The 21,255-nt window shown below is 41.8% G+C and carries 20 protein-coding genes; 17 read left to right on the top strand and 3 right to left on the bottom strand.

What is annotated here, in order from left to right; genetic code table 11:
- Entirely contained in the window at positions 1 to 1,983 is a 1,983-nt protein-coding gene (locus D0T84_RS04060; protein ID WP_163306300.1) for a DUF3857 domain-containing protein, read from the bottom strand.
- Positions 1,984 to 2,983: 1,000 nt separating this feature from the next.
- Here D0T84_RS04060 and D0T84_RS04065 point away from each other — a divergent pair.
- From D0T84_RS04065 to D0T84_RS04130, 14 genes are all read left to right on the top strand, one after another.
- Positions 2,984 to 3,352, top strand: coding sequence for an NADH-quinone oxidoreductase subunit A (locus D0T84_RS04065; protein ID WP_163306302.1), 369 nt, complete (start codon positions 2,984 to 2,986; stop codon positions 3,350 to 3,352).
- A 34-nt stretch (positions 3,353 to 3,386) separates the two neighbouring features.
- Positions 3,387 to 3,935: an NADH-quinone oxidoreductase subunit B gene (locus D0T84_RS04070; RefSeq protein ID WP_163306304.1), complete on the top strand. Its 549-nt coding sequence runs from the start codon at positions 3,387 to 3,389 to the stop codon at positions 3,933 to 3,935.
- The gene (locus D0T84_RS04075; protein WP_163306306.1) at positions 3,935 to 4,468 is read left to right on the top strand and encodes an NADH-quinone oxidoreductase subunit C; all 534 of its coding nucleotides are present in this window, start codon (positions 3,935 to 3,937) and stop codon (positions 4,466 to 4,468) included. The genes D0T84_RS04070 and D0T84_RS04075 overlap by 1 nt, the downstream gene beginning before the upstream one ends.
- A gap of 15 nt (positions 4,469 to 4,483) precedes the next feature.
- Positions 4,484 to 5,719, top strand: coding sequence for an NADH dehydrogenase (quinone) subunit D (nuoD, locus tag D0T84_RS04080; RefSeq protein WP_163306307.1), 1,236 nt, complete (start codon positions 4,484 to 4,486; stop codon positions 5,717 to 5,719).
- A 162-nt stretch (positions 5,720 to 5,881) separates the two neighbouring features.
- Positions 5,882 to 6,391 (top strand): NAD(P)H-dependent oxidoreductase subunit E, encoded by a 510-nt coding sequence (gene nuoE, locus D0T84_RS04085; protein WP_163306309.1) that lies wholly within the window; start codon positions 5,882 to 5,884, stop codon positions 6,389 to 6,391.
- 5 nt (positions 6,392 to 6,396) lie between these two features.
- On the top strand, positions 6,397 to 7,755 hold the full coding sequence (gene nuoF / locus D0T84_RS04090) for an NADH-quinone oxidoreductase subunit NuoF (RefSeq protein WP_163306311.1): 1,359 nt from the start codon (positions 6,397 to 6,399) through the stop codon (positions 7,753 to 7,755).
- Positions 7,756 to 7,874: 119 nt separating this feature from the next.
- Positions 7,875 to 8,918, top strand: a complete 1,044-nt coding sequence (locus D0T84_RS04095) for a 2Fe-2S iron-sulfur cluster-binding protein (RefSeq protein WP_163306313.1) — start codon at positions 7,875 to 7,877, stop codon at positions 8,916 to 8,918.
- A gap of 78 nt (positions 8,919 to 8,996) precedes the next feature.
- Positions 8,997 to 10,040 (top strand): NADH-quinone oxidoreductase subunit NuoH, encoded by a 1,044-nt coding sequence (gene nuoH, locus D0T84_RS04100; protein WP_163306315.1) that lies wholly within the window; start codon positions 8,997 to 8,999, stop codon positions 10,038 to 10,040.
- Positions 10,041 to 10,119: 79 nt separating this feature from the next.
- Positions 10,120 to 10,713 carry an NADH-quinone oxidoreductase subunit I gene (locus D0T84_RS04105; RefSeq protein ID WP_255495179.1) on the top strand — a complete coding sequence of 198 codons (594 nt, stop codon included), beginning with the start codon at positions 10,120 to 10,122 and terminating at the stop codon, positions 10,711 to 10,713.
- Between the two features lie 109 nt (positions 10,714 to 10,822).
- A complete protein-coding gene (locus tag D0T84_RS04110; RefSeq protein ID WP_163306317.1) occupies positions 10,823 to 11,326 on the top strand; it encodes an NADH-quinone oxidoreductase subunit J in 504 nt (167 codons plus the stop codon).
- Positions 11,327 to 11,329: 3 nt separating this feature from the next.
- Positions 11,330 to 11,653 (top strand): NADH-quinone oxidoreductase subunit NuoK, encoded by a 324-nt coding sequence (gene nuoK, locus D0T84_RS04115; protein WP_163306319.1) that lies wholly within the window; start codon positions 11,330 to 11,332, stop codon positions 11,651 to 11,653.
- Between the two features lie 6 nt (positions 11,654 to 11,659).
- Positions 11,660 to 13,534: an NADH-quinone oxidoreductase subunit L gene (nuoL, locus tag D0T84_RS04120; RefSeq protein ID WP_163306320.1), complete on the top strand. Its 1,875-nt coding sequence runs from the start codon at positions 11,660 to 11,662 to the stop codon at positions 13,532 to 13,534.
- A gap of 16 nt (positions 13,535 to 13,550) precedes the next feature.
- A complete protein-coding gene (locus D0T84_RS04125; RefSeq protein ID WP_163306322.1) occupies positions 13,551 to 14,984 on the top strand; it encodes a NuoM family protein in 1,434 nt (477 codons plus the stop codon).
- A gap of 85 nt (positions 14,985 to 15,069) precedes the next feature.
- Complete coding sequence (locus tag D0T84_RS04130) at positions 15,070 to 16,461, top strand: NADH-quinone oxidoreductase subunit N (protein ID WP_163306324.1); 1,392 nt, start codon at positions 15,070 to 15,072, stop codon at positions 16,459 to 16,461.
- 221 nt (positions 16,462 to 16,682) lie between these two features.
- Here the strand turns inward: D0T84_RS04130 and D0T84_RS04135 are convergent, their stop codons facing one another.
- Positions 16,683 to 17,345, bottom strand: a complete 663-nt coding sequence (locus tag D0T84_RS04135; RefSeq protein ID WP_163306325.1) for a hypothetical protein — start codon at positions 17,343 to 17,345, stop codon at positions 16,683 to 16,685.
- Positions 17,346 to 18,571: 1,226 nt separating this feature from the next.
- On the opposite strand from D0T84_RS04135, the gene D0T84_RS04140 reads away from it, so the two are divergent.
- The 3 genes from D0T84_RS04140 (at position 18,572) to D0T84_RS04150 (ending at position 20,463) form a co-directional block, all read left to right on the top strand.
- On the top strand, positions 18,572 to 19,147 hold the full coding sequence (locus D0T84_RS04140) for a DUF177 domain-containing protein (RefSeq protein ID WP_163306326.1): 576 nt from the start codon (positions 18,572 to 18,574) through the stop codon (positions 19,145 to 19,147).
- 68 nt (positions 19,148 to 19,215) lie between these two features.
- Positions 19,216 to 19,401, top strand: a complete 186-nt coding sequence (gene rpmF, locus D0T84_RS04145) for a 50S ribosomal protein L32 (protein WP_163306327.1) — start codon at positions 19,216 to 19,218, stop codon at positions 19,399 to 19,401.
- An 81-nt stretch (positions 19,402 to 19,482) separates the two neighbouring features.
- Positions 19,483 to 20,463, top strand: a complete 981-nt coding sequence (locus D0T84_RS04150; protein WP_163306328.1) for a beta-ketoacyl-ACP synthase III — start codon at positions 19,483 to 19,485, stop codon at positions 20,461 to 20,463.
- 210 nt (positions 20,464 to 20,673) lie between these two features.
- Here D0T84_RS04150 and D0T84_RS04155 read toward each other — a convergent pair whose 3' ends face one another.
- Positions 20,674 to 21,228, bottom strand: coding sequence for a 2-oxoacid:acceptor oxidoreductase family protein (locus tag D0T84_RS04155; protein ID WP_163306329.1), 555 nt, complete (start codon positions 21,226 to 21,228; stop codon positions 20,674 to 20,676).
- Between the last annotated feature and the right edge of the window lie 27 nt (positions 21,229 to 21,255).

The raw sequence follows: 21,255 nt of genomic DNA on the forward strand, positions 1-21,255 counted from the left end.
TTAAATTTCACTAATCTTTTTCAAAACTATCTGTTCGGAGTTTTTAGCGACAATCTTGGCATAGAAGTCCCGTAAATGCTCATATTCGTCAGGCAGGAATATGAGTTTCTTGAGTTGAAATTGATAATGCAGCTTTATCTGATTCCCGTTTTGGGCAAACCTGTATGTCAGTATAATATCATTGTCGTTCAATACAAGTTTTGCTGCCTGAGGCAGTTCATCCACGGCATACCCTTCGGGGATAGTAATATCCGAAATCTGTAAGTAATTAATCAAATAGTCGAATTCTACCGGATAAACGCGCTTTTCTTCTTTGAATGGATTCTCTGCTATATGTTTGTTAAGCATTGGATTTATATATAAAAAATCGTCTCCGAGGCTCATGTCCGAGGTCTGTGTATATTCTATTTTCAGCGGTGCATTGGTATCGTCTGTCCCCGAAATAGAAAAGCTGTCTATTTCGCAATTTGTTTGTCTTGCCAGTGTTGTTATGAAATCGTCTTTATCCTTGTGTCCATAATATATTTCTTTCATATCCAGGGCGGCGCTTCCTCTTCTGTTATCTGTTACCTTTCCGGTATACTTTGAGTTTTCAAAACTGAATTTTCCCGCTTTCAATACCGAACCGCCCGATATTGTCGAAAGGTCTACCCATCTGCAGCCGTTTTGCTTTATTATACGCGCCCTCTGAACCATACATTTTTCAGGTAGCAGGTTCCAGTCTCCGTATTTAGCAGAAGCATCGGTAAAGTACATCATTGTATCTATCCTGACACCTGTGATAGTATAATTGAAAGCGGTAATGCTTGGGTGCGATATTGGCAATCGCCCATTTCCTCTTGTGCTAAGGATGACGGGGAATGCATCGAAACCTCCCGCCTGGAGCGCGTTGACAAGTAAAAAGTTTACATCGGCGCTGCTCCCCATTCCGTTTTTGAGCGCGTCTTTGAGGTTTCCGGGGCTGGCAGCCCTCCTGTCATTCCATTTTACCCGGTATTTCACCATGTTCTGTATTTCTTTCGCTCTTTCTATTGTTGTTTCGCCTTTTGCTATTTCTTCTTTGAATAGGTCAGCCTTTTTCATATTGCTTCCGAAGGAACTGGAAAGTATGTCGTTGTCTATATTTTCCCATGAGTTCGACATGTTTTGAGTCATACTGTACGGCATCTGTACCGATTTCAATTCAAAAGATATTTTGGAGATAAAATCGTTAACGGTCCATAGATATGCCTCTTTTTTCAGAGCGGGGATATCACGTCCTTCACTTTTTATAAGCTCTGCCGTACATCTAATGTTTTCCGATTGGAGACGTCCGTTGCTGTCTTTGTACCGTATATTAAACATTTCATTAGCCGGTTCCCTTTCGGTCTTTAACTTTACATATCCTTGAAAATTAAAGTTGTAATTAAAATACTCGGGTAGCTTCGCTTCAAAATATGTGTATGCGACAGGTATAGATTCCTGGAAACTGAAATCCCTTAAATCGTAATAAAAATCAGAAACCAGCGTATATTTATATTCCACTACCGAGCCTACCTTTGTTGCCGGCATGGTAAATTTCTTTACTTTTATCTTGTTGTCTATATCCTCGTCCGTAATAAACTCCTTCGAAAGTTTAGTTTTTACCACTTCCCCGTTTTCGAGGTTGTATGTCGTTCCCGAAAGGCCGTTTATCTGTTCTTTGGCTGTTCGGCTCTGTTCTTTGTATACGATCTGCTGGTTGCACCAGTCCAAACCTTCGGTCTTTAGTATTTTCATTTTGACCTGTATCGAATATTCGAATTGAAACCCGTACAAGTCATTGTAAACAAACCTGATATCCCCTTTTTTTAATAATATTACAGCAGAAGCTGTGGTGTCAAGGGGGTATACGGTCATTTTTAGTTCATCCATCGTTGCATTTCCATACTTCGATTGAGCGTAATTTCTCTGCGAAACGAAAGACAGGCATAGTATAATAGCCAGCAGGATAGGTGTTTTCATAATCGTATGATAGTTTGTGGGTAAACAGTAACCTATGTAAATTTATGTAAATGTATGAAAAGGAATGCTAATTAATGTAAATTTTTTATATGTCTTATAACATTTATTTCGTATGTGGAAAATATCCAAAATCTATCTCTTCTTATGATGGCCTTGTCGTTTTCTTTGTATTTCCCTCTTTATAGAATATGTTAACACTTATTGTTTAGTATATAAAAATATATTTAATGTGTAAATTGTTTATAATGAGCAGATTATCTTTCATGTAATAGCTCCTAAGTATTGTAATCTCCGTAGGTCGGTGACCTAATGTCCTCAATTTAAGGATTATGGTGTCAAAAATTAGGGCTGAAAGCCTTTATTATTTCAGCCCAAGGCAACGCTTCGCTTGCCATTGGGTTGAAATAATAAAGGCTTTCAGCCTTAATTAGATGGTATTAGGTCACCGACCTACGGTTATGAAAATAGGGTTTTTCAAGCCAGTATCATTTTTTTGTCATATACTAAACACTTATTGGGTGAAACTCAGAAACTGTTTAAATTTTATTCGTTCAAATTTTTAGAGATGTTTTAGAGATGTTTTTTTTCTTTCTTGAAACGATAATAGCGGGCTATTTGGCTCCGCCGATTTAACAATTGAGTTGAGAGAAAGGAAAAAACAGCCGAAAACAGACTAAAAATGAACGAAGGAAAAGGTATAATAAAATATTCGTATAAAATTTAAACAGTTTCTCATAAAAGAGGAATGATTTTCCAATTTTCGCAACGCTTATTTCCAATTTTCATTTGTTAATTTATTCTTAATTCATGTTTGATGGTACCCCGTATTTTTAGCAAGTTATCAGATTGTAAAGTTCACATGACAAAATGCTCTATTTTGGCTTCTGATGCTAATTTTTATTAAGTTATCGATAAAATATATGAGTCATTTTGTTCTTTTTTGAGAAATAAAACAAGTATCTTTGTGGTCTGTAAAATAAAGTGTGTTAAAAACAAGGATATGAACTCAAATTTATATGATTTTATACCTATTCTGATGCAAGTCGCCTTTTCGGTGGTTTTTGTATTCGCTACGGTATTTGCATCAAAGATGTTAGGGCCAAGTAGAAAAAATGCACGTAAAGATGCTAATTTCGAATGTGGCCTCGATCCGATAGGCAACGCTCGTTCGCCTTTTTCTATCAAATATTTTTTAGTTGCTATTCTGTTCGTCCTTTTCGATATCGAGATTGTCTTTATGTATCCCTGGGCTGTAAACTTCAAAGCCATAGGTTGGGAAGGCCTGTTGAAAATGGGCGGCTTCATAGCAATGTTACTTGTGGGTTACCTCTATATTGTAAAGCGTAAAGCTTTGGAATGGGAGAAATAATAAAAGGTCAACGACCTTAATATACACAAAAGTTATGAGTAAATCAAATATAAATGTAGTGCCGGCTCCTGATGGATATACAGGGCACGGATTCTTCGCTACAAAATTCGATTACGCCATAGGATTGGCACGCGCCAACTCCCTCTGGCCTCTGCCATTTGCCACATCATGCTGCGGCATCGAGTTTATGGCTACTATGGCTGCAACTTACGACATGGGGCGCTTTGGTGCCGAACGTAACAGTTTCTCGCCACGTCAGGCAGATATGCTCTTGGTAATGGGCACTATCTCTAAGAAGATGGCTCCTATACTCCGCCATGTCTATGAACAGATGGCTGAACCTAAATGGGTGATTGCCGTGGGTGCCTGTGCTTCGTCGGGAGGTATTTTCGATACTTACTCCGTATTGCAAGGTATCGACAAGGTTATCCCTGTAGATGTATATGTTCCCGGTTGCCCTCCCCGTCCCGAACAAATTCTGGATGGCGTGATGCAGTTGCAGGAATTGGTTAAACATGAATCTATTCATCGCAGAGGCTCGGAGAGGTATCAGGAGCTTCTTGAATCATATAAATTTGAATAATGGCTCTCGAAACTACAATTATTGAAAGTAAACTAACTGAAAGATTCGGAGCGGAAGTGATGAATTTCAGGATGGAACGCGATATCTTCACCCTTGAAGCTACACCTGCAGCAATAAAGGAAGTAATCCGTTTCATGAAAGAAGATGAGACTTTACGGTTTAATTTCTTGACAGACCTGTGCGGGGTACATTATCCTGATAATGATAAGAGTGCTCAGTTTGCGGTGGTTTATTTGCTTCACAACTGGATAGATAACGTGCGCGTGCGTGTAAAGACATTCCAGAACGGAGATAAGCCGGAAGTGGACACCTTAGTGGAAGTTTTTGCAGCTGCCAATTGGATGGAACGTGAGACGTATGACTTTTATGGAGTGATATTCAAAGGGCATCCTAACCTGAAACGTATATTGAATGATGAGGGTATGGTTTCGTTCCCGATGCGTAAAGATCATCCGCTCGAGGATGCCGGACGTACCGATAAGGACGACCGTTTCTTTGGCCGTACTCCCAATAATTATGAACCAACTAAATAATAGCAAAGTCAGGAAATGTCAGATCAACTAATAAATCCGGAACATCGCTTTGCGAAAATTGTAAGAGAACAAACCTTTGAAGATGGCAGGGAGTTGTCGGTACTGAACTTCGGGCCTACCCACCCCTCTACTCATGGTGTGTTTCAAAATATCCTGCTGATGGATGGCGAACGTATTTTAGACGCTGAAACCACTATCGGATACATTCATCGTGCCTTTGAAAAAATTGCCGAACACAGGACGTTTTATCAGATAACTACACTGACAGACCGTCTTAATTACTGTTCTGCTCCACTGAATAATATGGCATGGTGGATGACTGTGGAAAAATCTCTTGGTGTAGAAGTTCCAAAACGTGCGCAGTATATGCGTGTCATTGTGATGGAGCTTGCACGTATCACCGATCACCTGATCTGTAACTCAATACTTGGGGTCGACCTGGGTGCTTATACACCTTTCCTGTATGTAATGCAATACAGGGAGTTGGCATACGAAATCTACGAAGAAATCTGTGGGGCACGCATGACAACCAATATGGGGCGTATAGGCGGGTTCGAAAGAGACTGGAGTGAGGCCGCATGGCGTAAGCTGGATCAGTTTATCGAAGGATTCCCTAAAGCGTGGGACCAGTTGGAAAAACTGTTCGTGCGCAACCGTATCTTTATGGACCGTATTGTCGGGGTAGGAGCCATATCTGCCGAAAAGGCGATTAATTATGGATTCACAGGGCCTAACCTGCGTGCTACCGGAGTAGACTACGATGTACGTATCGCAAGCCCGTACAGTTCATACGAAGATTTTGATTTTGTTGTACCTGTAGGTTCTGCCGGTGATACGTATGATCGCTGGTGTGTACGTGCAGCCGAAATAAAAGAGAGCTTGAAGATTATACGTCAGGCTCGCGACAATATGCCTGATGGCAGTTTTCATGCCGATGTACCCGATTATTACCTTCCTCCTAAAGAAGAAGTATACACCAAGATGGAACAACTGATCCAGCACTTCAAAATAGTGATGGGTGAAGTGCCTGTTCCTATTGCGGAAGTATATCATTCTGTAGAAGGTGCAAATGGCGAGTTGGGGATATACCTGATAACGGACGGCTCGCGTGCACCGTTCAGGGTGCATTTCCGCCGGCCATGTTTTGTGTATTATCAGGCATTCCCTGAGATGATAAAAGGCGGGATGTTTTCGGATGCAGTAGCTACACTTTCGAGTATTAATGTTATTGCCGGAGAATTGGACGCGTAGCCCTCTAATCCCCCGAAGGTGGGACTTAGAACAAAGTAACGAAAAGAGAATGAAATATAAATTATTAACTAATATCCTCTTTGCAACCTCCTCTTGGCGAGGTTAAGAGAGCTAAATACCCTCTCGGTAAGTCCCCCTTGGGGGATTTAGGGGGCTCGAAATATGAAACAAATAATAAATATGTCGGAAAGCCTGATGGCACGGATCAACGAACTGCTGAGCCATTATCCTGCCGATAAAAAGAAATCCGCATTGCTGCCGGTTCTTCATGCAGTACAGGATGCTCATGACAACTGGCTGAGCCTTGAACTGATGGATAAGGTTGCCGAAATATTAGAGATAACACCTATCGAAGTGTATGAGGTGGTAACATTCTATACCATGTTCAATCAGAAACCGGTAGCAAAATATATGTTCGAGTTTTGCCGTACAGCATGTTGTGGACTGCGTGGAGGCGAAGACCTGATGGATTATACCTGCCGGAAACTGGGCGTAAAACCCGGGGAAATAACGCCTGACGGACTGTTCAGCGTAGTCGGTGTAGAGTGTCTGGGAGCTTGTGGCTACGGGCCTATGCTTCAGTTGGGAGATAACTATCATGAAAATCTTACCAAAGAAAAAATAGACACGCTGATAGAAGATTGTAAACTAGGAAAAGTAAACCTATATTAATTGCGATGGCTAGAAAAGTATTATTTGAGAAATTAGATATTCCGGGAATACAGGAATACGAGGTTTATCGCAAGAATGGCGGGTACGCGTCTGTGGAGAAAGCACTGAAAACCATGACACCTGATGAGGTGGTGGAAGAGGTGAAGACTTCCGGTATGCGTGGCCGTGGGGGAGCGGGTTTCCCTATGGGGCTCAAATGGAGTTTTATTGATAAAAAATCAGGAAAACCCCGTCACTTGGTTGTAAATGCCGATGAGTCGGAGCCGGGCACGTTCAAAGACCGTTTCCTGATGCACCATATCCCGCATCTACTGATAGAAGGAGCTATTGTTTCCAGCTATGCACTGGAAGCCAATCTGTCCTATATCTATATCCGTGGCGAATACATGTGGATATTCAAGATATTGGAGAAAGCGATAAAAGAAGCCTATGCCAATGGTTGGCTGGGTAAAAACATACTGGGTACAGGTTACAATCTCGACCTGTATGTACACTGTGGTGCAGGTGCATACGTGTGCGGAGAAGAAACCGCCCTGATAGAATCACTGGAAGGTAAACGCGGTAATCCACGCATCAAGCCGCCATTTCCTGCCGTGAGCGGGCTGTGGGGAGAACCTACTGTGGTAAACAATGTAGAATCCATTTCTACCGTTTCCTGGATTGTAAATAATGGTGGAGCAGAATATGCAAAGATCGGTGTCGGTAAGTCTACAGGGACTAAGCTGATGTCGGCCTCCGGCCATATTAAGAATCCGGGAGTATACGAAATTGAACTGGGACTGACAGTTGACGAATTCTTTAATTCGGACGAATACTGTGGCGGAATGATGGATGACCGTCCTCTCAAAGCATGTATTCCGGGTGGATGTTCCGTGCCTATTTTACCGCCTCAATATTTATTTAAAACAGCAAATGGCGATGACCGCCTGATTACATATGAATCGCTGGCTGACGGAGGTTTTGTCACCGGTTCGTCATTAGGGTCAGGAGGTTTTATAGTATACAACGATACAGCTTGTATTGTGCGCAATACATGGAACTTTTCACGTTTCTTTCATCACGAAAGTTGCGGACAATGCTCTCCTTGCCGCGAAGGTACAGGCTGGATGGACAAAATCCTTCATCGTATAGAAACAGGAGAGGGCAGGGAAGAAGATATCGACCTGCTGTGGAGCATTCAGAGTAAAATTGAAGGGAATACAATATGCCCTCTGGGAGATGCGGCATCGTGGCCTGTAGCAGCTGCTATACGCCATTTCCGCGAAGAGTTTGAATATCATGTACGTTTCCCTGAAAAGGTAAAAGACAGGAATCACTTTGTGAACGAGCCAATGGAAAAAGTAAGGCACTTATTGGCCCCCTAAATCCCCCGGAGAGGGACTTTAAAGGAGACCAATAATTTTTTGAAAATGATGAATATGACTAAGAACAGTATAAACAACTATAATATTAGCCCCTCATTAGGAGGGGTTGGGGAGGCCTTATGAAAATTACAATAGATGGACATACTATAGAGGTTGAACCCGGAACCACCGTGTTGCAGGCAGCACGTATGATTGGCGGGCCCAGCGTACCTCCTACCATGTGCTATTACTCCAAGTTGGAGGACTGTGGAGGGAAATGCCGTTGCTGCTTGGTTGAGATAAGCAAAGGTAGTGAAAGAGACCCTCGTCCGATGCCAAAACTTCAACCATCATGCGTAACAGCTGTTCAGGAGGGCATGGAAGTAAAAAGTGCTACGTCTGAAAGAGCTCTGGAAGCAAGGAAGGCTGTTACAGAGTTTCTGCTGATCAATCACCCTTTAGACTGTCCTGTGTGTGACCAGGCCGGAGAGTGTGACTTGCAGAATCTGGCGTATGGAAACGAAAATTTTAAGTCCCGTTTTATAGAACAGAAAAGAACATTCGAACCTGAGAATATAGGACCTTACATTCAGTTGCATATGAACAGGTGCATACTCTGTTACCGTTGTGTGAAACTGGCTGACCAGCTTACTCCCGAACGTGTGCATGGTGTAGTAGGCAGAGGTGACCATGCTCAGATTTCGACTTATATCGAACGGGCAATTGACAATGATTTTTCGGGTAATGTGATTGATGTTTGCCCGGTAGGAGCACTTACCGATAAGACATTCCGTTTCAAATCCCGTGTATGGTTCAACAAGCCATTCAACGCGCACCGTCATTGTACAAAATGTTCGGGTAAGGTGACATTGTGGATGTTCGGCGATACAATTCAGCGTGTAACTGCACGCAAAGACCAATGGCACGAAGTGGAGGAATTTATCTGCAACGAATGTCGTTTCGAACATAAAAATGTAGAAGATTGGACTATAGAAGGCCCACGCAAATTTGAGAAACCGTCTGTAATCAATGTTAATAATTATACAGAACCTATCCATAAGGTTAAGATAAATACCGATGATCTTGTACTGGAAGGCCGTGAGCAAGACCACAAAAAAATAAGTATGGCAGCATCCCCTTATGATGCAGAAGAGCTTGAAGCAATAAAGAAAACAAAAGAATAGACGCCCCTCCCAGCCTCCCCCGAGGGGAGGTTTTAAGCCCCTCCTTTGGAGGAGTTGGGGAAGCTTAACTATAAAAACATGGAATTAGCATTTATTTTAGAGAAATTAATCCTTATTGTTCTTGTATTTGCAGTCACAATGCTTTTTGCATTGTATGCTACGTATGCGGAACGTAAAGTAGCCGGTTTTTTGCAAGACCGGTTAGGCCCTAACCGTGCAGGTATCTTTGGGCTGTTACAACCTATCTGCGATGGAGCGAAGCTTTTTTCTAAAGAGGAGTTTATGCCGAATACGCCAAACAAAATCCTTTTCGTTGTTGGGCCGGCTGTAGCCATGATTGTCTCTCTGCTGGGAGTCGCATTGATTCCTTGGGGAGCAAAGTTTGAGATCCCTGGTTACGGAGATTTCTTGCCTTATATAGGAGATGTAAATGTTGCAATTATTTATATCGTGGCTATCCTGTCTACAAGCGTATATGGCATTGTGATCGGTGGATGGGCGTCCAACAATAAATATTCCCTGATGGGAAGTATCCGTGCAGGTGCTCAGATGATTTCTTACGAAATAGCGATGGGGCTTTCGCTTATAGCATTGATTATGATGACCGGCTCACTTAGTTTGGTAGATATTACACAACAACAAAGCGGCTGGCATGGAATGCAATGGAATGTGATTTATCAGCCATTGACGTTTATTATATTCCTTGTATGCTCGTTTGCAGAATGCAACCGTACACCGTTCGACCTCGCCGAGTGCGAATCTGAGCTGGTAAACGGTCACCATGTAGAATATTCTTCATTAGGAATGGGATTCTTTATGTTCTCCGAGTATGCGAGTATGTTCTTCTCATCTGCATTCATCTCTGTTCTTTTCTTCGGAGGATACAACTATCCGGGGATAGACTGGGTAACAGAAAACTGGGGTATCAATATAGCTAGTGGATTAGGCGTTTTGTCACTTCTTGCCAAAACATCATTCTTTATCTTCTTCTATATGTGGGTACGTTGGACAATTCCAAGATTCAGATACGACCAGCTGATGAAACTGGGATGGAAAATGCTGTTCCCGCTGGCGATAGTTAACATATTCCTTGTGGGGATTTGTATCCTGATTTTTAAATAAGCACCTCCCCCTGCCCCTCCCAAAGGAGGGGAGACAGGATGTGACGCAAAACGAATAAACAAGTTTACTTGTATACAATATGAATAGTAATATTAATAATATAAGAGAAACTGAGAGCCCCTCTGTTGGAGGGGTTGGGGAGGTGGTGATATCAAAAATATCATTATCAGGAAAGAAAACAGAGGTTGTCGATAAAACAATGACATTCTCTGAAAGGATCTATCTGCCTGCTGTGGTAAAAGGGCTTATAATTACAATTAAGCACTTTTTTAAGAAAAAAGCTACGATCCAGTATCCTGAACAACAACGCGAATTTAGTCCTGTATACCGGGGACAACATGTGTTGATGCGTGACGACCAGGGGCGGGAACGTTGTACTGCCTGTGGATTATGTGCATTGGCATGTCCGGCAGAAGCTATAACAATGGTAGCGGCAGAACGTAAAAAAGGGGAAGAACATCTTTATCGGGAAGAGAAATATGCCGCGGTATATGAGATAAATATGCTACGCTGTATATTTTGCGGATTGTGTGAAGATGCTTGCCCGAAGGAAGCTATTTTCCTGACAAAATCAAAACTGCTGGTAAAACCTAATCTCGAACGCGAAGCTTTTATCTATGGAAAAGACAAGCTGGTGATTTCGGTAGAAGATGCGAAAGCGGGGAAGTATTAGCCCCCTAAATCCCCCGGAGGGGGACTTCTATAAGAAGGATAAATAAAATACAGATGGCTTTGCCATAGTCTCCCCTTGGGGAGGTTGGAGGGGCCTAAATTTAAAATATATGATATCTATAATTTTTTACATTCTGGCAGCCATAACACTCGGCACGGGGATTTTGACGGTACTTTCCAAAAATCCGATACATAGTGCAGTGTATATGATTATCTGTTTCTTCTCCATATCGGGGCATTTCCTTTTGTTGAATGCTTTGTTTCTGGCAGTAATAAATATAGTAGTTTATGCCGGAGCCATTATGGTACTGCTACTCTTTACCTTAATGCTTATGAATCTGGGAGATCAAAGTGAGCCAAAGAAAAAGGTAATAAGCCGTGTTGCAGCCACTATATCAGGATGTCTGATGGGTGTTGTTCTGTTGGCTGCATTGCTGAAATCTACTCCAGTAATTGAAAATTATAAAACCGAAGGGTTCGATTATCAGTCGGTTAGTATTATCGGGCAGGTATTGCTCGATGAATATCTGGTGCCATTCGAGTTTGCATCTATATTGTTGATTACGGCTATGATTGGTGCAGTACTGATATCTAAAAAAGATAAAAAAGCTTAAGCTATGCTGAATAATATATTAGAACAAGTAGGAATTGACAATTACATCTACCTCTGCATATTGCTGTTTAGTGTGGGTGCGATTGGATTATTGTATCGTCGCAGTACGATAGTCATGTTGATGTCGGTAGAACTGATGCTGGCTGCAGCCAATATGTTACTGGCCGTTTTCTCTGTGTATCATCAGGATACCAGCGGACAGGTGTTTGTGATTTTCTCGTTGGCGGTAGCTGCTGCCGAGGTCGCTGTAGGGCTTGCTATTCTGGTAGCTATCTACAGGAATATAGGCACTATAGATATTGATGAATTGAAAAACTTAAAAGGATAATTTTGGATGGAAACAATACTCGTATTAATACTCTTGCTTAGTCCGTTTATCGGTTTTTCGATCAATCTGCTGGTTGGTAAAAAATTAACGGGGCGCACACTACCCGGGATTATTGCTACTACTGCAGTAATAATTAGCTTTGCAATTTCACTTTATTTCTTCATACGTAACCTGTCTACGGGAGAAGTTATACATGTAAACCTGTATGAGTGGATTGCTTTAGGTGGATTCTCTACCAATCTGGCCTTCACACTCGACCAGTTGTCACTTATCTGGTTACTCTTTGTGACAGGTATCGGTGCATTGATCCACATCTATTCGATGGGATATATGCACGATGATGAAAACGTAGACCGTTACTTTTCCTATCTTAATCTGTTTATCTTCTTTATGGCAGTACTCGTTGCCGGAAGCAATCTTTTGGTAATGTTTATCGGATGGGAAGGTGTAGGATTATGTTCTTACCTGTTGATCGGTTTCTGGTCGAAAGACCACAAGAATAACGATGCAGCTAAGAAAGCCTTTATTATGAACCGTATCGGCGACCTGGGCTTCCTTATCGGCATCTTCACATTAGGATATTTATTCAAGACTGTTGATTACGCTTCGTTAAGAGATGTGGTTACCAGTCCCGACCCGCTGCTGGGTGTTGCTACCTTGGCACTGTTTATCGGTGCAACAGGTAAAAGTGCGCAGATACCATTATACACATGGTTGCCCGACGCTATGGCAGGGCCAACTCCGGTTTCGGCACTGATACATGCCGCAACAATGGTTACTGCGGGTATATTTATGGTAACCCGGTTAAATTTCATATTCGACCTTACACCTGATATTCAGACGTTGATTGCTATAATAGGTGCCATCACTGCTCTGTTTGCCGCTACAATAGCTTTAACCCAAACGGATATAAAGAAAGTACTGGCATACTCCACCGTATCGCAGCTGGGTCTGATGTTCCTTGCCTTAGGCTTGGGTGCATATCATGTGGCTGTGTTCCACGTTATCACGCATGCTTTCTTCAAGGCTTGCCTGTTCTTGGGTTCGGGTTCGGTTATCCATGCGATGGGTGGCGAGCAAGACATGCGCAAAATGGGTGGTCTGAAAAATAAGATGAAGACTACCTATTACACATTCCTGATCTCTACGCTGTCTATTGCGGGTATTCCACCACTGGCAGGTTTCTTCTCCAAAGATGAAATCATGCTGACAGCTTTTGAGCATAATAAGGCATTGTGGGTGATTGGTGCTTTAGCTTCCCTGCTTACAGCATTCTACATGTTCCGCCTGCTGTATCTAACATTCTTTGGCGAATTCAGAGGTACAGAAGAACAGAAACATCATTTGCATGAGTCGCCAGGTAGTATGACTATGCCGCTTGTCATATTGGCGTTCCTTGCATTCTTCGGAGGTGCAATCAGTATCCCATTTGGCAACCTCAGTTGGCTGAACGGATACCTTGAGCCGATACTTCCGGGTATTGCAGGCCATCATCCCGAAACAGCGCAAATGGTAACTACGATGGTTATTTCTACAGCGATAGCTGTTATCGGTATCATACTGGCTTATTTCAAATATATCAAAAAATCGGAAGTCCCTGCCGAGGATAGTAAGATTACCGGATTTGCTAAAGTGCTTTACAATAAATATTATGTAGATGAAATATATGATGCTTTATTTGTAAAACCGCTTTATGTATTGGCCGGCTTCTTCGAAAATGTAGTTGAAAAACTTCTAAAGAATATATTAAAAAGCTTTGGAGGCTTGGTTGAAATGCTATCAATCCCTGCCAGAAGATTACAGAATGGAAGTCTCGGCTTTTACTTATTCTTCTTTGTATTAGGATTCAGTGCACTAATTATCTGTTTATTTCTTGTATAAAAATTTTTAAAGAAACATGAATATCGCTATTATATTAATCATATTATTAGTAGGTGCAATTCTTACTTATTTATCAGGAAATAGATTTGCCTCTAAAGTAGCCATGCTGTTCGGTGTTGCCGGAGCTATTTTTTCGGTGGCTCTGTGCCTCAAATACGGCGCGGCGGGAGCAAGCTACAGTATCGACTGGATTACCAACCCTAATATTTCATTTTCGTTAAAGGCCGATGGTTTGTCGATAGCAATGATATTGTTGACAACTGTTTTATTGCCGATTATAATATTGGGAACACAATCGAGGGAGTTTAAGAACGAAAAGCTGTTGTACAGCCTGGTCGTATTTATGGCTTTTGCCATGACAGGCGCTTTCCTGAGCAGCAATGCCCTGTTGTATTATGTATTCTGGGAAATGTCGTTAATCCCTATCTATTTCATCATCGTGCTTTGGGGTAACGGCGAAATAGCCAAGAGGCGCAAAGCCGCTATGACATTCTTCCTGTTCACATTTGCCGGGTCGTTATTTATGCTCGCCGCTATTATATATTTATATACCAAAACAGGAAGTTTCCAGCTCGAAGCGTTTTATAACGCGAACCTGACCCAGATGGAACAGATCTGGATATTCCTCGCGTTCTTCCTTGCCTATGCTATTAAGATTCCTGTTTTCCCATTCCATACATGGCAGGCGAATGTGTACCAGAAAGCTCCGGCAATCGGTACGATGCTTTTGGCCGGTATCATGTCTAAGATGGGGGCATATAGTGTGATTCGCTGGCAGTTGCCTATAACGCCGTACGCTTCGCACGAATTCAGGACGGTTATACTGATACTTTGTATCATCGGTGTGGTATATGGGGCTATTATGGCGCTTCGTCAGGACGACCTGAAACGTTTCCTTGCCTACGCGTCTTTGTCGCATGTGGGATTTGTGGCGGCAGGAGCTTACGCCCTTACTTACGATGGGTTGCAGGGAGCAGTAGTGCTTATCCTTGCTCATGGTTTTGGTATAGTAGCCATGTTTTACTCGGCAGACGTTATTCAGACCCGCACACATACATTGACTATAAGCCAGTTGGGTGGTATAAAGGAACACGCGCCTAAATTTTCGGTTGCATTCTTCCTCAGCATCCTTTCTTCTATTGGCATACCCTTGACGTTCAACTTTATCGGGGAATTTACGATTATGTTCGGGCTTTATCAGGTAAACCTCTGGTATGCCCTGACGATAGGAACTTCACTATTCCTCGGCGCCCTGTTCATGTTGAGGATGTATCAGCGTGTAATGCTGGGCGAGCCTTATAAAAAGCCGTTCAGGGATTTATCCAAAACAGAAGTGACTGTCTTTGCCCTGCTTGTGGGAATCCTTATTTTCTTCGGGGTATATGTAAAGCCTGTGACAGACCTGGTTTCTACCAGCCTGACAGAAATAGTGATGTATATTAACAGATAATTCGAGGATTTAAAAATTTGAAGATTCAAATATTCGGAAAATCTTTAATCTTTAAATTTTTAAACATTAAATTAAAAAATATATAATGAGTACATTGATAGCCATCTCAGCATTAGGTATAATATGCCTCATATTGGAGATATTCAATTTAAGAAAGATCCTTATACCTGTTACGCTTGTCGGGCTGATAGCTGCATTGGGATTGACTGCTACGGAATTTTACTTAGGACAATCTTTCCTTGGTGCCGATAAGTATAATATGGTGGTATCCACAGGGTTTTCGCAGGGATTCTCAGTCCTGTTTATTATCCTTGCGGTTCTTATTATCGCTATGAGCCCTAAATTCTATCAGGAGAAAATAACGAAGATAGCAGACTATGTCGCCCTGAAAGTATTCTTACTGGCAGGAGCTGTGGCTATGGTTTCTTTCGGCAATTTTGCCATGTTCTTTATCGGGCTTGAGGTGTTATCCATTGCCGGATATGTATTGGCTGCCAGCGACCCGAAGAACCTGAGAAGCAATGAGGCCGGTATGAAGTATTTCATCATGGGGGCCTTTGCTTCCAGTTTTATACTATTCGGTATCGCATTAGTATATGGTACTGTAGGGTCTTTTGATATAGCTACAGTTACAATAGCTTCCACTGCACAGGCAGGTTCTTTACCTGTTTGGTTTAGCCTTGGGTTTGTAATGATAACAGTAGGTATGATGTTCAAGGCATCAATCGTACCGTTCCATTTCTGGGCGCCGGATGTATACGAAGGTTCGCCAACGTTGGTAACAGCACTGATGAGTACATTGGTAAAAGTGGCCGCGATAGGAGCCTTATTTAAAGTAGTGGCTATATTAGCCGCCGCCATTACGCCTGCATACCAGATTGGACTGATAGTGTTGTCTATACTGACTATGACTGTGGGTAACGTCACAGCCATGAGGCAGAAGAATATAAAGCGTATGATGGCCTATTCGGGTATTTCACATGCCGGATTTATGATGATGACATTGCTGGCGCTAGGTACGTCAGCAAATACGGTGCTGTATTATGCTGCCGCGTACAGCTTTGCTGGCATAGCCGCATTTGCCGTTATTATGGGCGTTTGCAGAGGCAAGGATAACGAAGATATGTCGAACTTCTTCGGCCTTGTGAAACGTCAGCCTGTAATGACTGCAATATTGACTTGCGCGCTGTTGTCGTTAAGCGGTATTCCGATTTTTGCGGGCTTCTTTGCCAAGTTCTTCGTATTTGGACAGATGTTGCAGACCGATCATCTGATACTTGTTATATTCGGTATTATAAACTCTGTTATAGCGGTGTTCTACTATCTGGGAGTAGCCAATGTAATGATTACAAAAGAGCCTGAAACAACAGAACGGCTGCATGTTCCTTTCGAATATAAAGCGGTAGCCGTCATCGCTATCTGCCTGAATTTATTACTGGGAGTTTTCCCTTCTGTAATAATGGGGTTAAGTCTGTAATAATCGAAATTGATAATATATAGAAAGAGGGTGTCTCAAAAGTAAAACATCTCTATCAAATTATTACTCTCTTTGTCATTGCCTCGCCTTCGCTTCGGCGAACGTTGTTTCTGAGTGCAACGAAGAATCTCGACCCACCAGATACGAGATGTTTCACTCCGTTCAACATGACAAAAAGATATGAAAAAATACTTTTGAGACACCCTCTTTTTGCTTGTCTATTATTCCACTTCAAAATCGAAGTAAAGTACATCTGTCCAATTATCAATTCCCAGTTCGATTATTTTCTGCTGTTTCAGGTAATTTATATCCTTCTCAAGGGAAGGGATACCTACCTTTTTTGAAAACAACTTTTTTATCCATGACGCGTTTTTGGCTTCTTCCAACATTTCCTCGCGTACCTTAATTTCATTATTGAGTTCCTCTACTACGTTGATAAATTCGTTTATATCGGCTTCTACATCCAGTATCGCTTCCAGAAGGTCGTCATTCTGTTCTTCCAGAGGCGTATCCTCCATTTCATAAATCTCTCCGCATTCCAGAAAGAAGTACTTTTGCTTACGGTCTTCCCTGTCAAGGAATTCTTTTGTCTGTTTTATGATTTCCTGCAATTCCTCCTTGTCGTACAGATTTAGGTCATATACCCGCTGCAAAAACTCATACAACTTATTCTTGCCAGCTTCGTAGTCGCCGGTAAGTGCTATCGGATGCTCGTAATTCCATATAAGTGAATGGCTTTTACGGGTGTTTACCGAGAGCAATATCTTGTATGATATAGGAATGTCGTAATTCCATTCGGATATTGATAAGACCTTGTCTTGTTCAGTCCTCTTTTGTTGCGTAACGTCAAAATCTATTGAATACAAGTAACTTCGATTTGCCATGTTTGTGTATTGATTATCAGGTTTAACTATAATTTTTTTAACGAACCCTTATCCGTTGTGAAAATATGAAAAATTTGTCTTATATAGAAGAGTTCTTTGAAATTATTATGAAGAAGACTCCTATAAGAAGGAGAAAAGTGTGAAAAAAGAGTCACTTTTGCTAAGTACATGACAAAAAATAATATTCAATACATAAAGCATTGATAGTTAGTAAATTGTCTAAAAATAAAATATATGCTGTCCTGTCTTTCAGACAGTAATTCCTAAGCATTGCAATTTCCACAAACCGATGCCCCAATGTCATTAAGTTAAGGCTGAAAGCCTTTATTATTTCAGCCCAATGGCAAGCGAAGCGTCGCCTTGGGTAAAGAGCATTTAACAGAAACTGCGCGCTGAAAGTGCAGGTCAAATTTAAAGAACAAGGCCAAATCATTTACCTGCGCTTTCAGCGCGCACGCTCTATATTTGGACATTCTGCCCCAAGGCGTTGCCTTGGGCTGAAATAAGACGGGCTTTCAGCCCTAGCTTTTGATACCATAATCCTTAAGTTGATGACATTGATACGATAACCTCCGGTTATGAATTGAATTGAAAATCAGCGGAGCTAAAATCGGCGGAGCCAAAATCAGTTTTTTTAAGTCAGTTTCAATGTTTTTTGTCATGTACTATGCACTTTTGTCACTTTTTTTAAGAACCTACATGCAGAGTCGATTAGATTTAGCCTGCTAAAACCGCAAGCAAAAATGTAAAATTCCATCTAAAAATAGCTATGAAAAAGATATAATAAGGCGAATCAAGGGTTAAAAAGCACAGTAACTTATTGTCCCGAAGGGACTGAAGGTGGATAACCACTGGTAAAACCCGTGGCAGGGACTGGCTGGAAAACATGTCTCCGTAGGAGGCAAACAGCAAAAACAAATGCCATTCGCCTCCTACGGAGACGGCCTCTCCCTATCCGCTTTTTCCACGGGTTTTACCCGTAGTTATCCATATTAGCCCACTTCGAGGACTTAGAACCCTGACTGCAAAACAAAAGATTGATTTATAATAGTATACTTTAACCCAAAGCAACCCTTGATTCACATTAATAAAATATTCGTATAAAATTTAAACAGTTTCCAATTGTTTACCTATGGACTTTGTTTCAATATTAGACTTAAAATATTTATTTATTCCAAAAAAACTTTATACCTTTGCGCCGTTCTTTTGGTATATAAATACAATACGTGGGAAAGTTTAGCTTATACAATATCCCTTTAAGAAGTTTATCGGAAGGGAAACATGAGTTCGGGTACGACTTGGACAATAAGTATTTTGCCCTTATAGATGACGGTACGGCCGACATAAAAAAGGGGGATTTGAAAGTGGCTTTATCATTGAAAAAGACAAGTGTTACTTTCGAACTTAATTTTGAAACAAAAGGTACAGTACATGTCCCTTGCGACAGATGCCTCGACGACATCGGCATGGAGGTAGATACGAAGAATAAACTTATCGTCAAATTCGGTAAAGAATATTCCGAAGAAAGTGACGAAATAGTTATCATACCGGAAGATGACGGGGAAATTAACATTGCATGGTTCCTGTACGAGTTTATAGTACTCAGTCTTCCTACAAAACGTGTACATCCGGCAGGCACATGCAATAAAGCGATGTCTTCCAAGTTAAATAAACATAGGGCCAAGAGTTCTGACGATGATTCTGATGATGAATTAGACGATGATGCAGACCTGGAAGATGATTCATCATTCTCCGATCCCCGTTGGGATAGCCTGAAAGATGTTTCGGTAGACGAAGATTAAATAAATGCAAATAGAAAATTTGGTTTTTCTAATCAGAATAAATAAAAATAACTAAATAAAACAAGAAAATGGCACATCCGAAACGAAGACAGTCAAAGTCTAGAACAGCTAAAAGAAGAACTCACGATAAAGCAGTAGCTCCAACATTAGCCGTATGCTCTAACTGCGGTTCATGGCATGTATTTCATACAGTATGCCCTGAGTGCGGATATTACAGAGGCAAATTGGCAATTGAAAAAGGAGTTGAAGTTTAAGTTCTTAAGCCAAAACTTTTAAGCCCTACCACTAAATAGGGCATTTTTTTTACTATTACTCACAAAACCAGGATAAAGATAATGATTCGAGCTGCAATTACTGGCATCGGTGCATATATTCCGGAAGCTATACTGACAAACGAAGACCTGTCTAAAATAGTAGATACTAGCGACGAATGGATTATGACTCGTGTAGGCATCAAAGAGCGACATGTATTGGCTAAGGAGAAAGGCACGTCGGATATGGGGGCGGAAGCCGTAAAGCTGGTGCTGGAAAAAACAAACACCAAGCCTGAAGACGTAGAAGTAATTATTTTTGCGACAACAACTCCCGATTATATATTTCCGTCTACAGCCGCGATGACTGCGGAAAAATGCGGTATAAAAAATGCGTTGGGATTTGACATACAAGCTGCATGTTCCGGCTTTATTTATGCTCTGGAAGTAGGTTCCAATTTTATCAAATCAGGGAAATACAAGAAAGTTATAGTAGCCGCAGGAGATAAAATGACCTCCATTACCAACTATAAAGACCGCACTACCTGCCCTCTGTTCGGAGACGCCGCCGGTGCTGTTATGCTGGAGCCTACCGAAGAAGAAGTAGGTGTGATGGATTCGATACTACATATTGATGGGGCATTTACGGCTCATCTGCACATGTATGGCGGTGGTTCTATTCATCCGGCTTCGCATGAAACTGTAGACAAAGATATGCACTATGTATATCAGGAAGGACAAGTTGTATTCAAACACGCTGTATCGAAAATGGCGGATGTTTCCGTTGAAATAATGGAGCGTAACCACCTGAATAATGAAACTGTAGACTGGCTGGTGCCTCATCAGGCAAATATACGCATCATAGAGGCTGTGGGCAACCGTATGGGGCTTTCTCCCGATAAGGTGATGGTCAACATACAGAAATACGGAAATACAAGCGCTGGAACAATTCCGGTTTGCCTGTATGAATGGGAATCGCAACTAAAGAAAGGCGATAACCTTATCCTTACTGCGTTTGGTGGTGGATTTACATGGGGAGCGGTATATCTCAAGTGGGCATATTAAGCACCTGAATTATACATTATATAACGAGAAAAAGGATAACTCATCAGTGGGTTATCCTTTTTTCTCGTATGTATTGAGGACTGTTTCGAAAGCCAATAAAGGGTTATTGTCATTGCAGACTTGATCCGCATCCCCTCACAATAAATGTTTTGGACGATTCCCCGTATCAAGCACGGGACGACAGGCTTTTAGGGGCAGCACCCTGTAATATCAACCCGGTCTCTGTACCTCCTGTATCTCTTCCATCCCTTTCAGTATAGCCTGCTCGTTCATAGGCAGCAGCCCGTGATGCCTTTCGGGCAGGGACTTCTTTAAGCCCAACATTACATTTTCCAGCTGCACCATTGGTGAAACCTTTAACAATCCGCCTAATACAATCATATTGAAGGCTTTTGTATTCTTCATCAATGCCGCTGTGTCTACCGCCTCTATTTTGTACACATAGATATCTTTGCGTGTAGGCGGATGCTGAAATCCGCTGGGGTCATAAATCAATATTCCTCCCGGCTTCACTGACGACTCAAACTTATCTAAAGAAGGCTGGTTCAGTATAATGGCAATATCATATTCGTTTACTATGGGCGAACTGATAGGATTATCGCTCAGGATAACGGTCACGTTTGCCGTACCACCACGTTGTTCCGGCCCGTAGGACGGGAACCATGATACTTCCTTGTTTTCCATCAATCCTGAATAAGCAAGTATTTTGCCCATCGACAACACTCCTTGTCCTCCAAAACCTGCTATTATAATTTCCTGTGTCATGCTTATCGGTTTAAGGTCGCTGACCTA

The sequence above is a fragment of the Dysgonomonas sp. 521 genome, assembly GCF_010501055.1.
GTDB lineage: Bacteria > Bacteroidota > Bacteroidia > Bacteroidales > Dysgonomonadaceae > Dysgonomonas.

Coding starts and splice junctions, on each gene's coding strand:
- D0T84_RS04060 (WP_163306300.1), bottom strand. CDS start 1,983: ATGAAAACACCTATCCTGCTGGCTATTATACTATGCCTGTCTTTCGTT.
- D0T84_RS04065 (WP_163306302.1), top strand. CDS start 2,984: ATGAACTCAAATTTATATGATTTTATACCTATTCTGATGCAAGTCGCC.
- D0T84_RS04070 (WP_163306304.1), top strand. CDS start 3,387: ATGAGTAAATCAAATATAAATGTAGTGCCGGCTCCTGATGGATATACA.
- D0T84_RS04075 (WP_163306306.1), top strand. CDS start 3,935: ATGGCTCTCGAAACTACAATTATTGAAAGTAAACTAACTGAAAGATTC.
- nuoD (WP_163306307.1), top strand. CDS start 4,484: ATGTCAGATCAACTAATAAATCCGGAACATCGCTTTGCGAAAATTGTA.
- nuoE (WP_163306309.1), top strand. CDS start 5,882: ATGAAACAAATAATAAATATGTCGGAAAGCCTGATGGCACGGATCAAC.
- nuoF (WP_163306311.1), top strand. CDS start 6,397: ATGGCTAGAAAAGTATTATTTGAGAAATTAGATATTCCGGGAATACAG.
- D0T84_RS04095 (WP_163306313.1), top strand. CDS start 7,875: ATGAAAATTACAATAGATGGACATACTATAGAGGTTGAACCCGGAACC.
- nuoH (WP_163306315.1), top strand. CDS start 8,997: ATGGAATTAGCATTTATTTTAGAGAAATTAATCCTTATTGTTCTTGTA.
- D0T84_RS04105 (WP_255495179.1), top strand. CDS start 10,120: ATGAATAGTAATATTAATAATATAAGAGAAACTGAGAGCCCCTCTGTT.
- D0T84_RS04110 (WP_163306317.1), top strand. CDS start 10,823: ATGATATCTATAATTTTTTACATTCTGGCAGCCATAACACTCGGCACG.
- nuoK (WP_163306319.1), top strand. CDS start 11,330: ATGCTGAATAATATATTAGAACAAGTAGGAATTGACAATTACATCTAC.
- nuoL (WP_163306320.1), top strand. CDS start 11,660: ATGGAAACAATACTCGTATTAATACTCTTGCTTAGTCCGTTTATCGGT.
- D0T84_RS04125 (WP_163306322.1), top strand. CDS start 13,551: ATGAATATCGCTATTATATTAATCATATTATTAGTAGGTGCAATTCTT.
- D0T84_RS04130 (WP_163306324.1), top strand. CDS start 15,070: ATGAGTACATTGATAGCCATCTCAGCATTAGGTATAATATGCCTCATA.
- D0T84_RS04135 (WP_163306325.1), bottom strand. CDS start 17,345: ATGGCAAATCGAAGTTACTTGTATTCAATAGATTTTGACGTTACGCAA.
- rpmF (WP_163306327.1), top strand. CDS start 19,216: ATGGCACATCCGAAACGAAGACAGTCAAAGTCTAGAACAGCTAAAAGA.
- D0T84_RS04150 (WP_163306328.1), top strand. CDS start 19,483: ATGATTCGAGCTGCAATTACTGGCATCGGTGCATATATTCCGGAAGCT.
- D0T84_RS04155 (WP_163306329.1), bottom strand. CDS start 21,228: ATGACACAGGAAATTATAATAGCAGGTTTTGGAGGACAAGGAGTGTTG.